Origin of the sequence: Candidatus Accumulibacter meliphilus (genome assembly GCF_036625345.1) — a bacterium.
In the GTDB taxonomy this organism is placed as follows: domain Bacteria; phylum Pseudomonadota; class Gammaproteobacteria; order Burkholderiales; family Rhodocyclaceae; genus Accumulibacter; species Accumulibacter meliphilus.
On the sequence record NZ_JAZKTZ010000009.1, the window covers coordinates 22,536 to 40,330 of the forward strand.

Genomic DNA, 17,795 nt, shown 5'->3' on the forward strand with positions numbered 1-17,795 from the left:
TCGGAGGTGCGCTGAGAGGCAGGGCCGAAAGGGGAAGCTTGCGAGCCGCGCTTGTTGGCGGCAGGTTCAGAAAGCTTCGTTGTTGAGCAAGCGGTTGCGCGGCAAGGTGACGCGAAACACGCTTCCTTTGCCCGGTTTGCTGCGCGTCTCCAGTCGCCCGCCATGGCGGCGAACAATGTTGTTGGCCAGTGACAGGCCGAGACCGGTTCCTTTGCCCGTCGCTTTGGTGGTGAAGAAGGGGTCGAAGATCTTGTCCATGTCTTCGGGCTCGATGCCCTTGCCGGTATCGCCGACTTCAACCCACACCTCGTGCTCGTCGAAGCCGGTGCGCAGGATGATCACGCCGCGCTCGTCGATGGCTTGCGCGGCATTGATCACCAGATTCAGGAAGACCTGGTTGAGTTGCGGAGCAAGACATTCTATGTCGGGGATGCCGGCGTAGTCCTTCTTGATTTTTGCCTTGTACTTGATCTCGTTCCAGACGATGTTGAGTGTGCTCTCCAGGCCTTTCTCAAGGTTTGCAAGCTGCCACTCGGCGGTGTCCACGCGCGAAAACTCCTTGAGCGTTTCGACGGCTGTCTTGGCGCGCTGCACACCGTCGAGCGATTCGCTGATCAGGTTCAGGATGTCTTGCCGCATGAAGGCAAGCTGCGCCTTTTCTTTCGCCTGCTCGATGGCGGCCAGGAAAGCCACCTGCCCGGCCAGTGCCGGTTCAGCTTTCTCGTAGGCTTCCAGCACGCTCAACAGATCCACCACGTGCCCCTTGAGGGCCTCCAGATTGGAGTTGATGAAGGCGAAGGGGTTATCGATCTCGTTCGCTACGCCGGCGGCCAGTCGACCGACGGAAGCCATCTTCACCGATCGCAGCATCTGGTTTTGCGCTTCGACGAGCATGCCATTGAGGGCCGTCAACTCGGCGAGATGGATTCGATTGTCGGCTTCGATCCGGCGGAATTCAGTGATGTCCTCGTACACCCCCAGGACGCCAAAGGTTTCATTGTCGTCGTTGATCAGCGGAATCTTGGACGTCCGCAGCCAGACTGTCTCACCCCTGGCAGTGGTCTGCTGTTCCTCAAAGTACAGTCGCGGTGCCCCGGCGGCCATGACTTCCCGGTCGTCGGCGCGATAATGATCGGCCTGTTCCGCCCACACCATCTGATAGTCGTCCTTGCCGATCAGGTCGTCAGGATTCTGCATCCCGGCATCCGCGGCAAACGTCCTGTTGCAGCCAAGAAAGCGCAAATCGGTGTCCTTCCAGAAGACGCGAGCAGGCACGGTATCGATGATCTTCAGGAGCAGGTTCCTGGATTCGGCGATCGCTACTTCAGCCAGTTTTCGTTCGGTGATCTCTTCACCGGAACTCAGCGTGCCGACGATTCTCCCGGCCGCGTTGGTCAGCATGGCCGTGTGCCAGGCCATCAGACGCTGCTGCCCATCCCCGTCGACGACGGGATACTCCGACAGTGCTTCCTGGGCCTGCCCATCGCCGCCGACAAGTTGCAGAAAGCGGGGGAGGAGGACGGACTTGCCGCCGGGCTGCGGCAGGCAGTGCTCGAACCAGGCTTGCCCGAGTAGCGCGCTTTCGGGCTGGCCGAGCAGGGCGCAGCCGGCACGATTGATCATCGAGATGCAAGCCTGAGTGTCCAGGGCGACGACCATGCATGGCACGGAATCGAGATAGCGCTGCAACAATTGATTGGCAAGCGTCAGCTCGCGGACCTTTTCTTCGAGCAAGTCCTCGGCTTTCTTGCGGGCTGCGCGCTCCTCTTCGAGCTGCCGTGGCAGTAGGGCGAGATCATCCATGCTCATACCTTCTTGCTCCGAGTCAGGCGCAGCGTCTGTTCCGGTGTTGTCGGATTCGCGCTGGGCGGAATTTGTGGAATTGGTCGAATTGGCGGATTTGGTGAATTTGGCAGGACTGAACGGCCGCTGGTCGCGACGGCCGCTCTCTGCAAAACGAGCTCGTCACCCTCCTGGAAGTGGCTATTCTATCCTTCCCCGACGGCAGGGGTTGCGTTGAGGCGATTTGATAAACCCAACAGTCCACAGGAGGGCCCGGGCCTGATCTCGCCAGTACCCCGAGCGCCTGGTAGTACCCGGGGCCGACACAGCCCTTGCAGCCGCGTCCGTCTGAAAGCGCCAACGCCGAACGCGCGTAAGGGAAACCGGCCGAGGGGAAAGCGGCCGAGCGAGCATTGCCCGTAGATCACGATCGTGTGATTATCGGCCACTTGGCGTGGCCGATCACGCAAGTTCGCGCAAGTTCTCGCAAGTTTCTTGGGCTTTCGCAGGCACGATCGGCGACCCGATATCGTCGCTGTCTCGGCCATTCCGGCCGATCGCCAGCGAAGCGGGAGCGGGCGTATAGGGTTCAAGAGGGTTCAAGAACTGCCTGGCCGGCGAAATCCGGGTTTGCATTGCACTGCACTGCCTGATGCAGCCACTGGAACATGGAAGGAGGGTCCCTGCATGAGCTTCGCTGCGTTTACCATCGCCCGTCTGCCGCAGATCAAGTTCGGCTGCGGTTCCCTGAGCAAATTGCCGGACATCGCCGCCAGCTATGGCAAGCGCCTGTTGCTGGTCACGGGCGCACGGAGCTTTCTCGGCTCGGCGCATGCGCCGCGGCTCTTCGCTGCCTTGCGCCAGCGGGCTTGCCGTTGGGAAATCGTCAAGATCGTCGCCGAGCCGGCGCCGACTTTTATTGACGCCACCGTCTCGGCATTGCAAGGCGAAGCGTTTGACGCCGTGATTGGTATCGGCGGCGGCAGCGCCCTTGATGCGGCGAAAGCCATCGCCGGCCTGCTCAAACCAGGCAATTCGGTGCTGGATCATCTCGAGGGCGTCGGTCCCGAGCTGCCCTATGGCGGCCCGTCGACGCCCTTGATCGCCGTACCCAGCACGGCCGGCACTGGCTCGGAAGCCACCAGGAACGCCGTATTGTCAATTCACGGACAGTTCAAGAAATCCTTTCGCGATGAGCAACTGGTTGCCGAATGGGCGATCGTCGATCCCGATCTGCTCGTCACCTGTCCGCCGCAGCTCATCGCCGCCGACGGCATGGATGCCTTCACACAACTGCTCGAATCCTTCGTCTCGACAGGCAGCAACCCGATGACGGATGCGCTTGCGCGCTCCGGCATCATGGCGGCCAGGGATGCGCTCTTGCCGCTGTATGCCGAACAATCTGCCCCGGCGCGCGAGAAGATGGCCTACGCCTCGCTGCTGTCGGGCATCTGCCTCGCCCAGACCGGTCTCGGTGCCGTTCATGGCCTGGCCTCGCCCCTCGGCGCCTTCTTTCCGATTCCCCACGGCGCGGCCTGCGGCACTCTGGTCGCCACGGCAACGGCGGTCAATATTGCGGCGATGGGAAGGCGCGATCCCGAGAATCCTGCGCTGCCGAAATATGCCGAGATTGGTCGCCGCTTTGCCATGCAGAAGGGATTGAATGCTCGGGATGCACGCAGCTTCCTGGTGACGAGCTTGCGTCAATGGGAGGAAGCGCTCGCCTTGCCGCGCCTGTCAAACTGGCGTATCACCGGCGCCGATTTGCCGCGCATCGTCGCCAATTGTCGTGGCAGCAGCATGAAGACCAATCCCATTGTGCTCACCGACGAAGAGATTACACAGATTCTCGCGGCGCGGCTTTAGGCGCTGGCGCTGTCCGCGAGGATCCGTGAGGATCGGGAGGCCAATAGAGAAAAGTCGCTTGATGAAGCGCCGACTTCGAAGCAAACTGCGTTCCGGGAGAGCATCGCCATGGAATTGGAACTGCAAGGCATCAGCAAGCGGGTGGGGGCGCAGCCCTGGCTCTACAAAATGGACCTTGCGCCGAAGCGCAACGCGGTAACCGTGCTGCTGGGCGCCACCCAGGCGGGGAAAACCAGCTTGCTGCGCATCATGGCCGGCCTCGACACGCCCACCCGGGGGGTGGTGCGGGTGAATGGCCAGGATGTTACCGGTGTTTCGGTACGCGAACGCAACGTGGCGATGGTCTATCAGCAATTCATCAACTATCCCTCGTTACGGGTGGCCGACAATATCGCTTCGCCATTGAAGCTGCGTGGCGAAAAGAATATTGATGAGCGCGTGCGTGCGCTGGCGCAGCGGTTGCACATCGACGGCTTCCTCGACCGTTACCCGGCCGAGCTTTCGGGCGGCCAGCAACAGCGCGTGGCGCTGGCGCGTGCGCTGGCCAAAGGTGCCCCGCTGATGCTGCTCGACGAACCGCTGGTCAATCTCGACTACAAGCTGCGCGAGGAATTGCGCGAAGAACTGAGCGAGCTGTTTGCGGCCGGCGATTCAACGGTCATCTACGCCACCACCGAGCCGGGCGAAGCCTTGCTGCTGGGTGGGCATACGGCAGTCATGGATGCCGGCGAACTGCTCCAGTATGGACCCACCGCCGAGGTCTTCCATGCACCCAGGTCCTTGCGCGTCGCCCGCGCCTTCAGCGATCCGCCGATGAACCTGATCGCCGCTGCAGCAAGCAGCCATGGGGTGCAATTGAATGCCGGCCCGGCGCTTTCGATTCGCCTGCCGGATATTCTTGCGCAACAGGCGGCGACCGCCCTGACCGTTGGCGTACGCGCCAGCGCCCTGCGCCTGCAGGAAAGCGCAGGCGACGTGCCCCTGGCCGGCCGCGTCGAGCTTGCCGAAATCTCCGGCTCGGACACTTTTGTGCACCTGTCCACGGCCGTCGGGGAAGTGGTGGCGCAGCTTACCGGTGTGCATCGCTTCAAGCTGGGTACATCGCTGACCCTGCAGCTCAATCCGGCCCATGTCTATGTATTCGATGCGCAGGGGGCCTTGCTCGTGGCTCCGCAAGGGCGGGGAGGGCATTGACATGGCGCGCATTGATCTCGACCTCGCGCATTCCTACCAGGCCAATCCGCAACAGGACGAGGACTACGCGCTGCTGCCGATGAAGATGAGTTTTGCCGATGGCGGCGCCTATGCCCTGCTCGGCCCCTCGGGCTGCGGCAAGACGACGATGCTCAACATCATGTCGGGCCTGCTGGCGCCTTCGCGGGGAAGCGTCGAGTTCGACGGCCGCAATGTCACGCAACTCAGTCCGCAGCAACGCAATATCGCCCAGGTGTTCCAGTTTCCGGTGATCTACGACACCATGACCGTGGCCGACAATCTGGCCTTCCCCCTGCGCAACCGGAAAATGCCCGGCGATCAGATCAGGAAGCGCGTCGCTGAAATTGCCGAAATGCTGGAGCTGAGTGGCCAACTCGATCAGCGCGCCGCGAATCTTGCTGCCGACGCCAAGCAGAAGATATCGCTCGGGCGCGGCCTGGTCAGGCACGACGTGTCGGCCGTGTTGTTCGACGAACCCTTGACCGTCATCGATCCGCACCTGAAGTGGCAGCTGCGGCGAAAACTGAAACAGATTCATCTCGAGCTGAAACTGACGCTGATCTACGTGACCCATGATCAGGTGGAAGCTTTGACTTTTGCCGATCAGGTGATGGTCATGACGCGCGGTCGCTCGGTGCAGGTGGGAAGCGCCGAGGAGTTGTTCGAAAGGCCGCAGCACACTTTCGTGGGCAATTTCATTGGTTCGCCGGGCATGAACTTCCTGCCGGCGCGGGTCCATGAGCGGGCACTGCTGGTCGCCGAACACCGGCTTGGACTGAGCCGCGACCTTGCCTTGCCGGAAGGCGAACTCAAACTTGGTATCCGGCCCGAATACGTCGTGCTCAGCGCTGCCGATGACCCGACGGCCCTGCCGGTCAAGGTCACGCAGGCACTGGACATCGGTACCCACGTGCTGTTGACCGGCCAATGCGGCGATCTGGCGATCAAGGCGCGCTTGCGTCCCGATCAGGAGATACCCCGCTGCGGCGACCGGGTCTGGCTGGGCGTGTTGGGATCACACACCTGTTTCTACAAGAATGAGGAACTCCTCCCGTGCTGAGCAGCAAGCCCGTTAACCAGAAAGCCTGGTGGCTGGTGCTGCCGGTGGTCATTTGCGTCGCCTTCTCCGCCGTGCTGCCTTTGATGACGGTGGTCAATTATTCCTTGCAGGACATTTTCTCGCCCGAACGGCGGGTCTTCGTGGGCACGGAATGGTTTGCGCTGGTCATGCGCGACGACGAACTCCATGCCGCCCTGTGGCGGCAACTGGGCTTTTCGCTGGCGGTTCTGACGGTGGAGATTCCGCTCGGCATCATGCTCGCCCTGGCCATGCCAGCCAAGGGCTGGAAAGCCTCGGCGGTGCTCGTGATGGTGGCGCTGTCGCTGCTGATTCCGTGGAACGTGGTCGGCACGATCTGGCAAATCTACGGTCGCGCCGACATTGGCTTGCTGGGTGCGATGCTGCAGAAGATGGGTTTCGATTACAGCTACACCGGCAATGCCACGCATGCCTGGCTCACCGTACTGAGCATGGATGTCTGGCACTGGACACCGCTGGTGGCGCTGCTCTGCTTTGCCGGACTGCGCTCCATCCCCGCTGCCTACTATCAGGCCGCACGCATAGACGGTGCCTCCAAATTTGCCATCTTCCGCTACATCCAGCTACCCAAAATGCGCGGCGTATTGATGATCGCCGTGCTCCTGCGCTTCATGGACAGCTTCATGATTTATACCGAGCCTTTTGTTCTGACGGGCGGCGGTCCGGGAAATTCGACCACTTTTCTCAGCCAGTACCTGACTCAGAAAGCGGTCGGTCAGTTCGATCTCGGGCCGGCTGCCGCCTTCTCGCTGATTTACTTTCTGATCATCCTGCTGTTGTGTTTCATCCTCTACAATTGGATGCAGCGTGTCGGTACCACCGACAAGGAGGGCGCCGGCCATGAATGAAAACCGCTTGCAGAAGCGCACCCTGTTCCTGATTCTCTATATCGTCTTTGCGCTGCTGCCCATCTACTGGATGGTGAACATGAGCTTCAAGACCAACGCGGAAATCCTTTCCAGTTTCTCGTTTTTCCCGCAGCACTTCACCTGGGACAACTACCGCACCATCTTCACCGATCCGGCATGGTATTCCGGCTACCTCAACAGCCTGATCATCGTCGCCATCAACATGACGATCTCGATCAGCGTCGCTCTGCCCGCGGCCTATGCTTTTTCGCGCTACAGCTTCATCGGCGACAAACACCTGTTCTTCTGGCTGCTGACCAACCGCATGACGCCGCCGGCCGTTTTCCTGCTGCCCTTCTTTCAGCTCTACTCGACCCTCGGCCTGATGGACACGCATATTGCGGTGGCACTGGCGCATCTGGTGTTCAACGTGCCATTGGCGGTATGGATACTGGAAGGCTTCATGAGCGGTATTCCGCGCGAGATCGACGAGACCGCCTATATCGATGGCTATTCCTTCCCGCGCTTCTTCCTGACCATCTTTCTGCCGCTGATCAAGGCCGGTGTCGGCGTCACGGCCTTCTTCTGCTTCATGTTCAGTTGGGTGGAGCTGTTGCTGGCGCGCACGCTGACCAGCGTCGACGCCAAACCTATCGTGGCGACCATGACGCGTACCGTCTCGGCATCGGGCATGGACTGGGCGACGCTGGCCGCCGCCGGCGTCCTGACCATCGTGCCGGGCGCCATCGTGATCTGGTTTGTCCGGCATTACATCGCCAAGGGCTTTGCCATGGGGCGGGTGTGATGCCTGATGCCGCAAGCTCCATTCCGGCCGCGCCAGGTCCTTGTCTTTCCGCTGACAGGAGCTGAACGATGTTTGCCTGGATGGTATGGACCACACCGGTGGCTGTTTTTTTCATTTTCATTGCCCTGCTGCTGGCGGCAATGACGGTGTGGGAGATCAAATCACCGACGACGCTGCGCAAGGGCTTTCTGCCCATGGCAACGACGCGTGGCGATCGCCTGTTCATCGGACTGCTCGGCGCCGCCTACATCAATCTGGCCTTTGTCGGGCTATCGGGAAAATTCGCCGAGTGGTTGAAGCTTGAGCAGGATCCGAGCATCTGGATCAGTTTCGCCATTTCAATCGCCGCGCTGCTACTGGTGATGCGAAAAGGCTGAATGGTTTTTTCGAATCCGGCCCGCAGCGTCCCCGGGGCCGTGCTGAGCAAGGCTATCCACGGGGAGGCATGTGCACGAGGAGACGAGCAATGAAACTACGCCACACCACGATGGCCCTCACTATCGCTTGCGCGCTCGCCAGTCAGGCCTGGGCCGGCGAAGCCGAGGCCAAAAAATGGATTGATACCGAGTTCCAGCCATCGACGCTGACCAAGGACCAGCAGATGGCCGAGATGAAGTGGTTCATCGACGCCGCCAAGAAGCTGCAAGCCCGGGGAGTCAATGAGATCTCGGTGGTATCCGAGACCATCACCACCCACGAGTATGAATCGAAGACCCTGGCCAAGGCCTTCGAGGAGATCACCGGCATCAAGGTCAAGCACGACCTGATCCAGGAGGGCGATGTCGTCGAGAAACTGCAGACATCGATGCAGTCGGGCAGGTCGATCTACGACGGCTGGATTTCCGACTCCGACCTGATTGGCACGCACTATCGCTACGGCAAGATCATGAACCTGACCGACTACATGGCCGGCCAGGGCAAGGAGTGGACGAACCCCGGACTGGACCTCAAGGATTTCATTGGCACCAGCTTCACGACCGCGCCGGACGGCAAGCTCTATCAGCTTCCCGACCAGCAGTTCGCCAACCTGTACTGGTTTCGCGCCGACCTCTTCGCGCGCCAGGACCTGAAGGACCGGTTCAAGGCCAAGTACGGCTACGAACTCGGCGTACCGCTGAACTGGAGCGCCTATGAAGACATCGCCGCTTTCTTCAGCGATGAGGTGAAGACGATCGACGGCAAGCCGGTGTACGGCCACATGGACTACGGCAAGAAGGATCCTTCGCTGGGCTGGCGTTTCACCGACGCCTGGCTGTCGATGGCCGGCACCGCCGACATCGGCATCCCGAACGGCATGCCGGTCGATGAATGGGGGATTCGCGTCGCCGACGACAAATGCACGCCGGTCGGCGCTTCGGTCTCGCGCGGCGGCGCCGTCAACTCGCCGGCCGGGGTGTACGCCTTGACCAAGTATGTCGACTGGATGAAGCAATATGCTCCGAAAGAGGCCACCGGCATGACTTTCGGCGAAGCCGGCCCGGTGCCCGCGCAAGGCCAGATCGCGCAGCAGATCTTCTGGTACACGGCGTTCACCGCCGACATGATCAAGCCCGGCCTGCCGGTGGTCAACGCCGACGGCACTCCGAAGTGGCGCATGGCCCCCGGCCCGAACGGCCCGTACTGGAAGCAGGGCATGCAGAACGGTTACCAGGACGTCGGCTCATGGACTTTCTTTACGGCGCACGACGCCGACAAGACGGCCGCTGCCTGGCTGTACGCGCAGTTCATCACCGCCAAGACGACCTCGCTGAAGAAGACCATCGTCGGCCTGACGCCGATTCGTGAGTCCGACATCCAGAGTCAGGCGATGACCGACATGGCTCCCAAGCTGGGTGGCCTGGTCGAGTTCTATCGCAGCCCGGCACGCGTCGCGTGGACGCCGACCGGCACCAACGTGCCGGATTACCCCAAGCTGGCGCAGTTGTGGTGGAAGAACGTGGCGGTCGCCGTGACCGGCGAGAAGACGCCACAACAGGCGATGGACAACCTCGCCGAGGAGATGGACCAGGTGATGGCTCGCCTCGAGCGCGCCGGCATGGCTCACTGCCCACCGAAGCTGAACCCGAAGAGCGACCCGAGCAAGTGGCTGAGCGACAAGGGCGCCCCGTGGAAGAAACTGGCGAACGAAAAGCCCAAGGGTGAGACCATCGCCTATGAGACGCTGCTGAATGCGTGGAAGGCCGGCAAGGTTCGCTGATCGAATGGGGGGCGGGTTGCTCCCCGCAATTGCCCGCGCGCGTGCCGAGTGCCGCGCGCGGCATTTTTTTTGGCGAAGGCGTTTTGGCGAAGACGGCTCTGCCGCGATAATCAGGCAGTCCGTTGAGGCCTGCCATCATCGCCGGCAGACGTAGTTGGCGCTCTTGACTCAGGGATCCACTTTTGATGACTCCGTCTGTCCGTGGTTTGATGTTGGGCGCTCTTGGCGTACTGATTTTCAGCCTCACAATGCCGGTCACGAAAATCGCGCTTTCCGGCGACCTGATGTCGGCATGGTTTGTCTGGGCCGGGCGCGCGGTGTTGGCAGCATTCGCCGGATTGGCTTATCTGCTGCTGACGAAGAGAAAACCACCTCCCCATGCGGCCTGGTGGCCTTTGCTTGGCACGGCAGCAGGCGTTGTTTTTGGCTGGCCATTGCTCAATACCCTCGCCCTGCAATGGGTGTCATCGAGTCACTCGGCGGTTATCAATGGCATTCTTCCTCTGGCCACCGCCGTAATCGGCGCCAGCCTGAACCGCGAACGCCTGCCAGCCGCCTTCTGGGTTTGTGCCGCAGTTGGCACTTGCCTGGTCTGCGGATACGCCTGGGTTCACGCCTCGGGAGCATTGCATACTCCTGATGCTCTACTGCTGCTGGGGGTTTTGCTCGGGGGGCTTGGCTATGCCTGTGGAGCAATCGCCACAAAGTACATCAGCGGTCCGGAAGTGATTTCCTGGGCGCTACTCATCGGCTTGCCAGTTACGCTGCCCTATATGTTATACGTAAGCCCGGTCAGCCTGGCCGCAGTTCCCCTGACAGGATGGCTGGCTTTTGTTTATCTGGGCTTGATGAGTCAGTGGATCGGATTTTTCTTCTGGTATCGCGGCTTGCTCATGGGCGGAATTGCCAAAGTGAGTCAGGTACAGTTGCTCCAACTATTTCTTACGCTGGGCTTTTCCGCATTATTACTGGGAGAAGCGATCGAGCCGATGATGCTGTTTGTCGCCGTGGCGACTGTCGCCCTGATTATTGTCGGGAGACGTGCCAAGGGAGGGCGGTAGATTTATTACTCGATGCGAGTGTGGTGTTGCGTGCTTGATGAGACTTTCGGCAAGCATTTCCCATCCTCCGTCATTGCGTGGGGGCTGCTTGTCGCGCCGCATTCACCATTCAACTGGTCGGTGCAGAGAGCTTGGGCCGAGCGACACCGAGAACCCTTCTGGACGGCCGGTTTTCAGTTCTGCTGCGGCAGGAAACGACCCTGAGCGGCCGATCAGGTTTCTCCAAACCGGCCAGTCAGCCAAATCCAGATTCTGGGAACTGGAATGCTCCGAAGCGGCCATTGGCGACCTCAAGCTACCGGCCAGGAGCAGACCTTCGTGAATGCCACAGAGCAGCTATTCTGAAGACTGCTCTACTTTAATAACCGCCGAACAGGCTACGCTTGCATAGACTTGCCTAAGCCTCGGAGACTGGCCTCCAGCGCATCCAACTCCACTCTAATCGTGCCCTATTGCCAAACTAAGGCACAAATTGTTGGAACACCTCTGGGATAGGGGCATTTTCTAAGCTTCGTTGAGAAAACAAGAAACGACCATCACACACGAACCCCATTTGGTCCCATTTAATCTCGTTCAGCGCCTCACAAAACAATTTCAGGTCGACATTGTGGTTATGGGGAAAAATCGCGAGTATCGCTCCGTCAAAGTTCTTGCAATCGTGTAGAAAGAAGGGCTTTGATTGCCGCGTCTTTCCGTTTACATAGACGCGCGGCGCATCAGAAATCGGATATCCACGCCCCCATTGCCACCAATTAGTTTCGTCAAATGGCCTTATTCCTCGTGATATAAGGCGTTGTTTGTGGGGAAGAAGGCTATCAGGAGGCCCGTCTCTTTTTCCGACCCATATCATTCGCCTTGTCCTTCCAGTTTTGATAGTCCCAGAACAGACGAACTCCAAATTACCTAATTTCTCGTCAGCATAGATTTCGTCGGCCCCAGACACGGCCCCAACTTTCACGCTTGCCACATCGCTCATGTGTAAGGCATGAAGGTCCCGAGAAAACATCAGATGTCCCGCTGTTTCGAGAAATACCCTATCTTCCCATTGGGGTGATCCCAAGCATAAGTCTAAGTTGTCTTTGTTACCTATCTCCAAATACCTCACCGGCCGGTCGATGCAGCCCTTTTCATACCGCCAGATTAGGCAATTTGGAACCGCGGTTGAAAAAACTTTGGCATCTCCAAGTTCGATTACGTGCGTGATCGTACCGTGAGCGTAAAGCCATTTGTTCAGCCGCACGCTGGATGTAGTTTTCATGAAGTCGCGCGGAGTGATGAATATCAATTCACCTCCATCTCTCAGATGGCGAATTGATTTTTCAATGAAGAACAGATACAGATTTGAACGAAGATCAAAAATATTAGACTTTATTAAAGTCTTGGTTTCTAGTCGAATATCTTGATATCTAACGTAAGGAGGGTTGCCAATAATTGTGTCGAATTGTTCTGACTCAGAAAAGGCAAAGAAGTCTATGTTCAGACTACCTTCTGGAGCATGGGCATTATCAATCTCAATCGCGACGCAGCCCGGCAAACAACTCGAGAATGCGCCGTTACCACACGAAGGCTCCAATACACGACCATCGTTTTTACGTAACGCCAACATGGCGTTCACGACACTAGAGGGCGTGAATACCTGACCAAGAGTCTCTACGTCATAAAAGGTCGGCGAGGTGATTTTCGAATCCTTCGAGGATATTTGCTCGAAGTTTGATTGAGTCGTAGAACCTTCCAAGAAGAAATCTAACTGCTGCATCATGTGTCCTTGATTGAAGCGCCCGATTGTTTCCCCAGTTGCATTGAAATGGCAAGTTATTACCATTTGCTACAAGCGTTTGTAACTGCTTTAGGCTTGTACAAAATACATCCTTATAATCTTCTTTATTGACGACTAAAATATAATAATCTTTATCCTTCTTTCTGCCGATATCCTGCTTCAGACGGGTAAAATAATCTTCCCAATTGATTTCATTGGCAAAGGACGGCCAAATTCCAGTAAGGGCATAGTACATTCCAAGTTTGCACTGAATATTATCCGCTGTGGAAGTAGATGTTACTTTGAGACTTACAGGTATTTTGTCGCCCCCCCTGTCTATGGCGAAGTGATACCAATGCCGCCCCCGTGCGCGTTCAATTGAAAAATTCTCCGCTATGGAATCGATGATCTCACGTTCGTTTACTAACGCGTTGTTGCGTCCGTCTCGGAACGGTCTGGACAGCGGCATAGATCGGTTAGAAAGAAAATCTTGAATGTCGATCAACTCTTTAGGAATCACTCCGATCTCCAGTAAATGTTGCGATAACCATATAAACTTACATCCTGAATTCAAAAAGGGACAGACCACGATTTCCCGCTCTCCAAAGTCCACTCAACCTGCCGCGCAAGCAGGGATGAGACGGTTTCATCGGGGAGCGGCTTGTGCATTGTCCGATATTGCCCGTTGACAGGTTTGCGGCTGACGAGCAACTCTCCGTCCATCAGGTCAAGCAGCCAGACTTCCGGAATGGCGTGACGCGCGTAAAGATCCAGCTTCACGCCACGGTCGAAGCTGATGGAGGAGTGGGCGACTTCGACAATCAACAGCATATCGCTGGCGCCGGGCAAGCTGTCCATGTAATTGCCCGGCTTGAGCAAAGCGATATCGGGTTGCGGCTCCGAGCAGTTGTCGAGCCGGATAGGATTTTGGACGCTGACCAGATAATCATCGCGGGCAGCCAGGGTGAACAACCGGGCCAGACGGCTGACGACAAAAGCATGCTTGCTGCCAATCGGCGCCATATCGACAATCTCCCCGTCAATGAGTTCCACGCGGCTGTCTTCACCAAAAATCCCCGCCTCGGCCATTTTGTAATAGTCGTCGACGCTAATCCGGTGGCGTGCCTGCGCCATCAGTTCGCTCATGTTTCCCATGTTGGCTGCCTCATGCGAAATGCTTGGCTGTGATGATAGCGCAGATCTCGTAAGAAAAAAAAACCGTGCTCGGATTACGGCGAAATGGCTGATTCAATGACTGCTTTAGGAACGATTTGGCTACTTCCGCTGATGGCCGAAAAACGCCGCTCGGTGATCGTACTACAAAGCGGCCATCGACAAGCAATCGAGCGTGACGGGCGGCCGTTCGGCCCGGTCAATTTGGAGTGGTAGGAGCCAGAAGATCGCACTTGGCTTCTCCATTCGCCGCAGCCGCCGGACAGATGAGGATCGTCCGATTCATCGGGCAATGGCGAGGAGCAGGGGTGGCGATGGCTCTTGCGACGTGACGCTATCGGAGCTCGTGCGGCGCTCGTGCGGCGCTCGTCCCTGACGATTCCACGAAGCGAAGAACCACCCTTGCCGATCGCCGTCTGCTCGGCGGGCGGCGTTCCCGGTGAGTTCGTCAGGCGCTGGCCGAACGCGCGCGCGGCTCGTTGTCGCGGTACGACGCGGCGCTTTGGCGCGCTGTACAACACGCCCGCAGGGCAGCGCCGCGGTCGGCCGGCCACAGCCTATTGACGGCCCTGATCGGAGCGCGGGATACTGCCGGCGCGCCGTCGATTTTTGTATCAAGGAGAAATTACTCATGAGCCAAAACCTCGTAACGCTGAATATCAGCCCCGACGACCTGGCGGCGATTGCCGCCGCGATCACTACCCTGCAGGAGAAACTCGGCGGCCTGATCGAACTTTCGGTCGACCAGCGGCGCAGCCTGACCAAGATGGGCGACAAGTCGGAAGCCTTTTGCCGACAGACGCTGATCGTCCTGGCGCAGAACAAGCAGATCATCCCGCCGGAACTCGATCTCGCCGAAGCCGAGCGCGATCTCCACAACCTCGATCTCTTGCGTCCGCACCTGGCGAGCCTGAGGCAGCTGGTGGGCAAGGCCGACGACACCGAAATGGCGCTCGGCAGCGACATCCTGTCCGCCGCGCTCGAGGGTTATGCGCTGGCCAAGGTCTTCGGCAAGGGCGCCGGGCTCGATGCCTTGAAGGAAGCGATGGCCGGTCGCTACAGCCGCAAGCGTAAACCGAGCCCGGTCGCCGCTGCCTGAGCGCCGCGACAGACGTCACGCTCGGCGCGCAAGGCTCGGGGCTTCAGGCGCAAGGCTCCGAGCTTCAGTCGCAAGGCTCGGAGCTTCGATGGCAAGGCTCCGAGCTCCGATGGCAAAGCTCCGAGCTCCGACGGCAAAGCTCCGAGATCCGACGACAAGCCTCCGATGCTTGGCCGCAAGCCTCTGAACTTCACTGTGCAAGCAGCAAAGCATTAGCCGCAAAGCAAAAAGCCTTGCGCGCAAGGTTTTGCACTTCGGGCGCAAGGATCGAAGCCTTGCGGTGCAAGCCTCGTTGCTTTGCGCGCCGAGCAAAAAGGCTTGCGGGCGAAGCTCAGAGCCTTGCCAACGAAGCGCAGAGCTTCGCCAGCGAAGCGCAGAGCCTTGCCCGCGAAGCTCCGAGCCTTGCCGGGACAGTTCGTCGAGGCGCCGATCGAGCAAAAAGCTTCGCCACGGCACTCGTCGGGCTGACGAATGCGGATCAAAGGCTTGCCCGAAGAGCACAGGGGCTTGCGGATCGAGCACGGGGCCTTGCGCATCGAGCAAGAAGCCTCGCGCACGTGCTCCCTACGGCCGAGCGCCCGCCGTCCTTCCCGGACGGCTGGCCGGCAGGCCCCGACCGCAGGGCGCCAAGGCCCGATCGAGCCGACGGCGGTCGGCCGCTCTGCCTGTGGCGCTCCGCTTGAACGCGGGGAAATCAGGCCGCACGGATGTAGCGAAGCGCTTGGGCGTGTTGGCCGTCCGAAGTTCATAACCGCGAAGGAAGTCGATGCGGGAAGGCCTTCTCGGTCGCGGTCGCAGCGGGCTGCGACTCGCCGGTCAGCTCTCGGGGTCGTACTGGAATTCGCGGAGTTCCTGCGCGCAGCGGCAGGCTTGGGCGATCTTCGCGGCCCACGTGACTGCGGCTTCGCGCGACGGAAGTTCCAGAACGCAGAAACCGCCGTCGAACTCCTTGGTCTGCGGGTACGTTTCGTGCGTCGCGCTGCCGTCAGCGGCAACCAGCAGCGCTGCGACATCCTCGTTTATGCCACCACCGAAGACGTACACGCCGGCATCCTTCGCTTCGCGGATGACCGCATGTGCCGCTTCGCCGACGGCAGCCATGTCCTCGTCGAGGACGTCCATCGCCGGTGCGGGGAAAGAGATAAGATACTTCGTCATCGTTCGGCCCTCCTGATGTGCGTTTCGGTATTGGCTGTGAGGCCTAAGCGTAAAGTTGAGGGGCGCGCCGCTTTCGGCGCGTCCCTTTCCGGGATCTCGATTTATCGGGTGCGGGCGGCCCTCGCTGACGACAGCCTGGCCGCGCGACCGGTCCATGCCAGCTGCGGCCGAAACCCTGCCGCACGAAAGCTTAAGCCACTTCGATACCCGGCGCGATCGTTACTTCGCGCTTGGCGTCCGGGATCCATCCCTATTCGTTGGCCATCGGCTCCAAGCACGCAGTGACCCGGCCCAATCCGAGTGCTAGACTTCGTTGCATGAACGCCCACCTAGCCCACATTCTGGACAAAGCTCTCGGCCTGCCAGCCGCCGAGCGTGCAGCCTTGACCGTAGCGCTACTCGACAGCCTCGAAGGCAGTGACGATTCTTCAATTGCGGAAGCTTGGCGGCAGGAGATCAGATCGCGGCAAGCGGCCCTGCGAACGGGAACAGTAAAGGCCGTTTCCTGGGCGGAAGCCAGAGCAAGACTGAGCACTCTGTGACCCGCTTTGCAGTCGAGATTCTGCCCGAGGCCGAGGCAGAAATCAGAGAGGCCTTCCGCTGGTACTTCGAGCGCAGCCCAATTGCGGCCGAGGCTTTTCGAGGCGAGACACTTGGGGCAATTGATCGGCTTGGTATCAATGCCCTGATGTGCTCCGAAGACGAGGATGCAATCAGGCGAAATATTCTCCGTCACTTTCCCTACACGGTCTTTTACGAGATTCGAGGCAATACCGTGACAGTGCTCGCTGTCGCGCACCAACGCCGCAAGCCGGGATAAGTTCCAGGTATGGAATATCACTGGATGACGGTGGGAGGTCGCATTCCATAATCTTGAACAAGGATGGCATTACAATTGCCTCTCCGATAGGAAGGGCCTCACCCGTAGCAAGAGTTGGCCGTTTGTCGCGCCAATTGCCCAACGTGTCCGGCAGAAGTCGTGGCACGTAGTTCTGATCCAAAAAAGCGTGGACCCGAAATACCCAAGGCGACCAGGCCAATCAACAACAGCCAGCCAGTAGGCGGAATGGGAACGTCTGCTACTCCGGGCGCGCTCCTCAAATAAAAGCCTTCAGCCCAGTACCCGTATTCAATGTTGTAATAAGCGTCCTGATAAAAATGGACGCAAGGGCCATTACCGATATATTCGCCCTCATCATCATATATTTCTTCGTAGTAGCTGCAGTAAACATTGACTTCATCATAATTGTAAATTTCATTGATGTAGGCTGCGTAGAGCCTGCCATCAGCTACCAATTGATTATTTGTACCTATGTCAATAGCAGAATCGTTGACCCTGATTTCATTGAATTCACCGCCACCGAAATCACTTCTGTATACCTTGCCTGCTTCAGTGGAAAAGAATTTCAGGTAGTTGGTGACCGGGTAATGGCCTACAAAAGCGCTCGTGTTTAAAAACGTGAATGTTGAAGAAATGGTATAGAAACCGAGATCACCTGAAATCTGGGCGTTACTGGTGGTTTGAGTGTCGATATCGAGAAGAAAACTGCCTACCACATCCCTGCTGTCATTAAGCAGTTCCCAAGTGGTCGGTGTCGCGTGAGCCAAGCCGAAGGCAAGAAAGAATGTCGCAGAAAAAACGGGAAGACGCTTCATGGGATGCTCCTCCAAAGTTGTTTCATTGTATGAGCTGGCCGCGATGCATTTTTCAAAAAACTGGCTTTATAGACTTATGG

17 protein-coding genes and 1 pseudogene are annotated in these 17,795 nt (G+C 58.7%); 11 read left to right on the forward strand and 7 right to left on the reverse strand.

Features of this window, described 5'->3' with window-relative positions; genetic code table 11:
* Nucleotides 1-66: 66 nt before the first annotated feature.
* Nucleotides 67-1,803, reverse strand: coding sequence for an ATP-binding protein (locus V5B40_RS18180; protein ID WP_332355816.1), 1,737 nt, complete (start codon nt 1,801-1,803; stop codon nt 67-69).
* A gap of 666 nt (nt 1,804-2,469) precedes the next feature.
* On the opposite strand from V5B40_RS18180, the gene V5B40_RS18185 reads away from it, so the two are divergent.
* The 8 genes from V5B40_RS18185 to V5B40_RS18220 all read left to right on the forward strand — a co-directional run bounded on the left by V5B40_RS18185 (nt 2,470) and on the right by V5B40_RS18220 (nt 10,873).
* Entirely contained in the window at nt 2,470-3,648 is a 1,179-nt protein-coding gene (locus V5B40_RS18185) for an iron-containing alcohol dehydrogenase (RefSeq protein WP_332355817.1), read from the forward strand.
* Nucleotides 3,649-3,756: 108 nt separating this feature from the next.
* Nucleotides 3,757-4,842, forward strand: coding sequence for an ABC transporter ATP-binding protein (locus V5B40_RS18190; RefSeq protein ID WP_332355818.1), 1,086 nt, complete (start codon nt 3,757-3,759; stop codon nt 4,840-4,842).
* A gap of 1 nt (nt 4,843) precedes the next feature.
* Nucleotides 4,844-5,923: an ABC transporter ATP-binding protein gene (locus tag V5B40_RS18195; protein ID WP_332355819.1), complete on the forward strand. Its 1,080-nt coding sequence runs from the start codon at nt 4,844-4,846 to the stop codon at nt 5,921-5,923.
* Complete coding sequence (locus V5B40_RS18200) at nt 5,917-6,810, forward strand: carbohydrate ABC transporter permease (RefSeq protein WP_434735887.1); 894 nt, start codon at nt 5,917-5,919, stop codon at nt 6,808-6,810. Before V5B40_RS18195 ends, V5B40_RS18200 begins: the two co-directional genes overlap by 7 nt.
* On the forward strand, nt 6,803-7,615 hold the full coding sequence (locus V5B40_RS18205; protein ID WP_332355820.1) for a carbohydrate ABC transporter permease: 813 nt from the start codon (nt 6,803-6,805) through the stop codon (nt 7,613-7,615). Before V5B40_RS18200 ends, V5B40_RS18205 begins: the two co-directional genes overlap by 8 nt.
* A 68-nt stretch (nt 7,616-7,683) precedes the next feature.
* On the forward strand, nt 7,684-7,992 hold the full coding sequence (locus V5B40_RS18210; protein ID WP_332355821.1) for a DUF2160 domain-containing protein: 309 nt from the start codon (nt 7,684-7,686) through the stop codon (nt 7,990-7,992).
* Nucleotides 7,993-8,081: 89 nt separating this feature from the next.
* Nucleotides 8,082-9,812 (forward strand): ABC transporter substrate-binding protein, encoded by a 1,731-nt coding sequence (locus tag V5B40_RS18215; protein WP_332355822.1) that lies wholly within the window; start codon nt 8,082-8,084, stop codon nt 9,810-9,812.
* Nucleotides 9,813-9,997: 185 nt separating this feature from the next.
* The gene (locus V5B40_RS18220; RefSeq protein WP_332355823.1) at nt 9,998-10,873 is read left to right on the forward strand and encodes a DMT family transporter; all 876 of its coding nucleotides are present in this window, start codon (nt 9,998-10,000) and stop codon (nt 10,871-10,873) included.
* 460 nt (nt 10,874-11,333) lie between these two features.
* On the opposite strand, the gene V5B40_RS18225 is transcribed toward V5B40_RS18220, so the two are convergent.
* From V5B40_RS18225 to V5B40_RS18235, 3 genes are read right to left on the reverse strand one after another with little or no spacing between them, the layout of a single operon-like run.
* The gene (locus V5B40_RS18225) at nt 11,334-12,629 is read right to left on the reverse strand and encodes a class I SAM-dependent methyltransferase (RefSeq protein WP_332355824.1); all 1,296 of its coding nucleotides are present in this window, start codon (nt 12,627-12,629) and stop codon (nt 11,334-11,336) included.
* Nucleotides 12,529-13,149 (reverse strand): restriction endonuclease, encoded by a 621-nt coding sequence (locus V5B40_RS18230; protein ID WP_332355825.1) that lies wholly within the window; start codon nt 13,147-13,149, stop codon nt 12,529-12,531. The genes V5B40_RS18225 and V5B40_RS18230 overlap by 101 nt, the downstream gene beginning before the upstream one ends.
* 50 nt (nt 13,150-13,199) lie before the next feature.
* Nucleotides 13,200-13,784 carry a Uma2 family endonuclease gene (locus V5B40_RS18235; RefSeq protein ID WP_332355826.1) on the reverse strand — a complete coding sequence of 195 codons (585 nt, stop codon included), beginning with the start codon at nt 13,782-13,784 and terminating at the stop codon, nt 13,200-13,202.
* A 649-nt stretch (nt 13,785-14,433) separates the two neighbouring features.
* Here V5B40_RS18235 and V5B40_RS18240 point away from each other — a divergent pair.
* Entirely contained in the window at nt 14,434-14,901 is a 468-nt protein-coding gene (locus V5B40_RS18240) for a hypothetical protein (RefSeq protein ID WP_332355827.1), read from the forward strand.
* An 816-nt stretch (nt 14,902-15,717) separates the two neighbouring features.
* Here the strand turns inward: V5B40_RS18240 and V5B40_RS18245 are convergent.
* Entirely contained in the window at nt 15,718-16,059 is a 342-nt protein-coding gene (locus V5B40_RS18245) for a YciI family protein (RefSeq protein WP_332355828.1), read from the reverse strand.
* 317 nt (nt 16,060-16,376) lie between these two features.
* On the opposite strand from V5B40_RS18245, the gene V5B40_RS18250 reads away from it, so the two are divergent.
* Both V5B40_RS18250 and V5B40_RS18255 read left to right on the forward strand, forming a co-directional pair.
* Nucleotides 16,377-16,601, forward strand: a complete 225-nt coding sequence (locus tag V5B40_RS18250) for an addiction module protein (RefSeq protein WP_332355829.1) — start codon at nt 16,377-16,379, stop codon at nt 16,599-16,601.
* The gene (locus V5B40_RS18255) at nt 16,502-16,879 is read left to right on the forward strand and encodes a type II toxin-antitoxin system RelE/ParE family toxin (protein ID WP_332355830.1); all 378 of its coding nucleotides are present in this window, start codon (nt 16,502-16,504) and stop codon (nt 16,877-16,879) included. The genes V5B40_RS18250 and V5B40_RS18255 overlap by 100 nt, the downstream gene beginning before the upstream one ends.
* Here V5B40_RS18255 and V5B40_RS18260 read toward each other — a convergent pair.
* Together V5B40_RS18260 and V5B40_RS18265 are read right to left on the reverse strand one after the other, a co-directional pair.
* A pseudogene (locus tag V5B40_RS18260) lies at nt 16,773-17,057 on the reverse strand (hypothetical protein); the annotation flags it as partial. The gene V5B40_RS18255 and the pseudogene V5B40_RS18260 sit on opposite strands and share 107 nt — an antisense overlap.
* Nucleotides 16,978-17,715 carry a hypothetical protein gene (locus tag V5B40_RS18265; RefSeq protein ID WP_332355831.1) on the reverse strand — a complete coding sequence of 246 codons (738 nt, stop codon included), beginning with the start codon at nt 17,713-17,715 and terminating at the stop codon, nt 16,978-16,980. The gene V5B40_RS18265 and the pseudogene V5B40_RS18260, both read right to left, overlap by 80 nt.
* Nucleotides 17,716-17,795 lie beyond the last annotated feature (80 nt).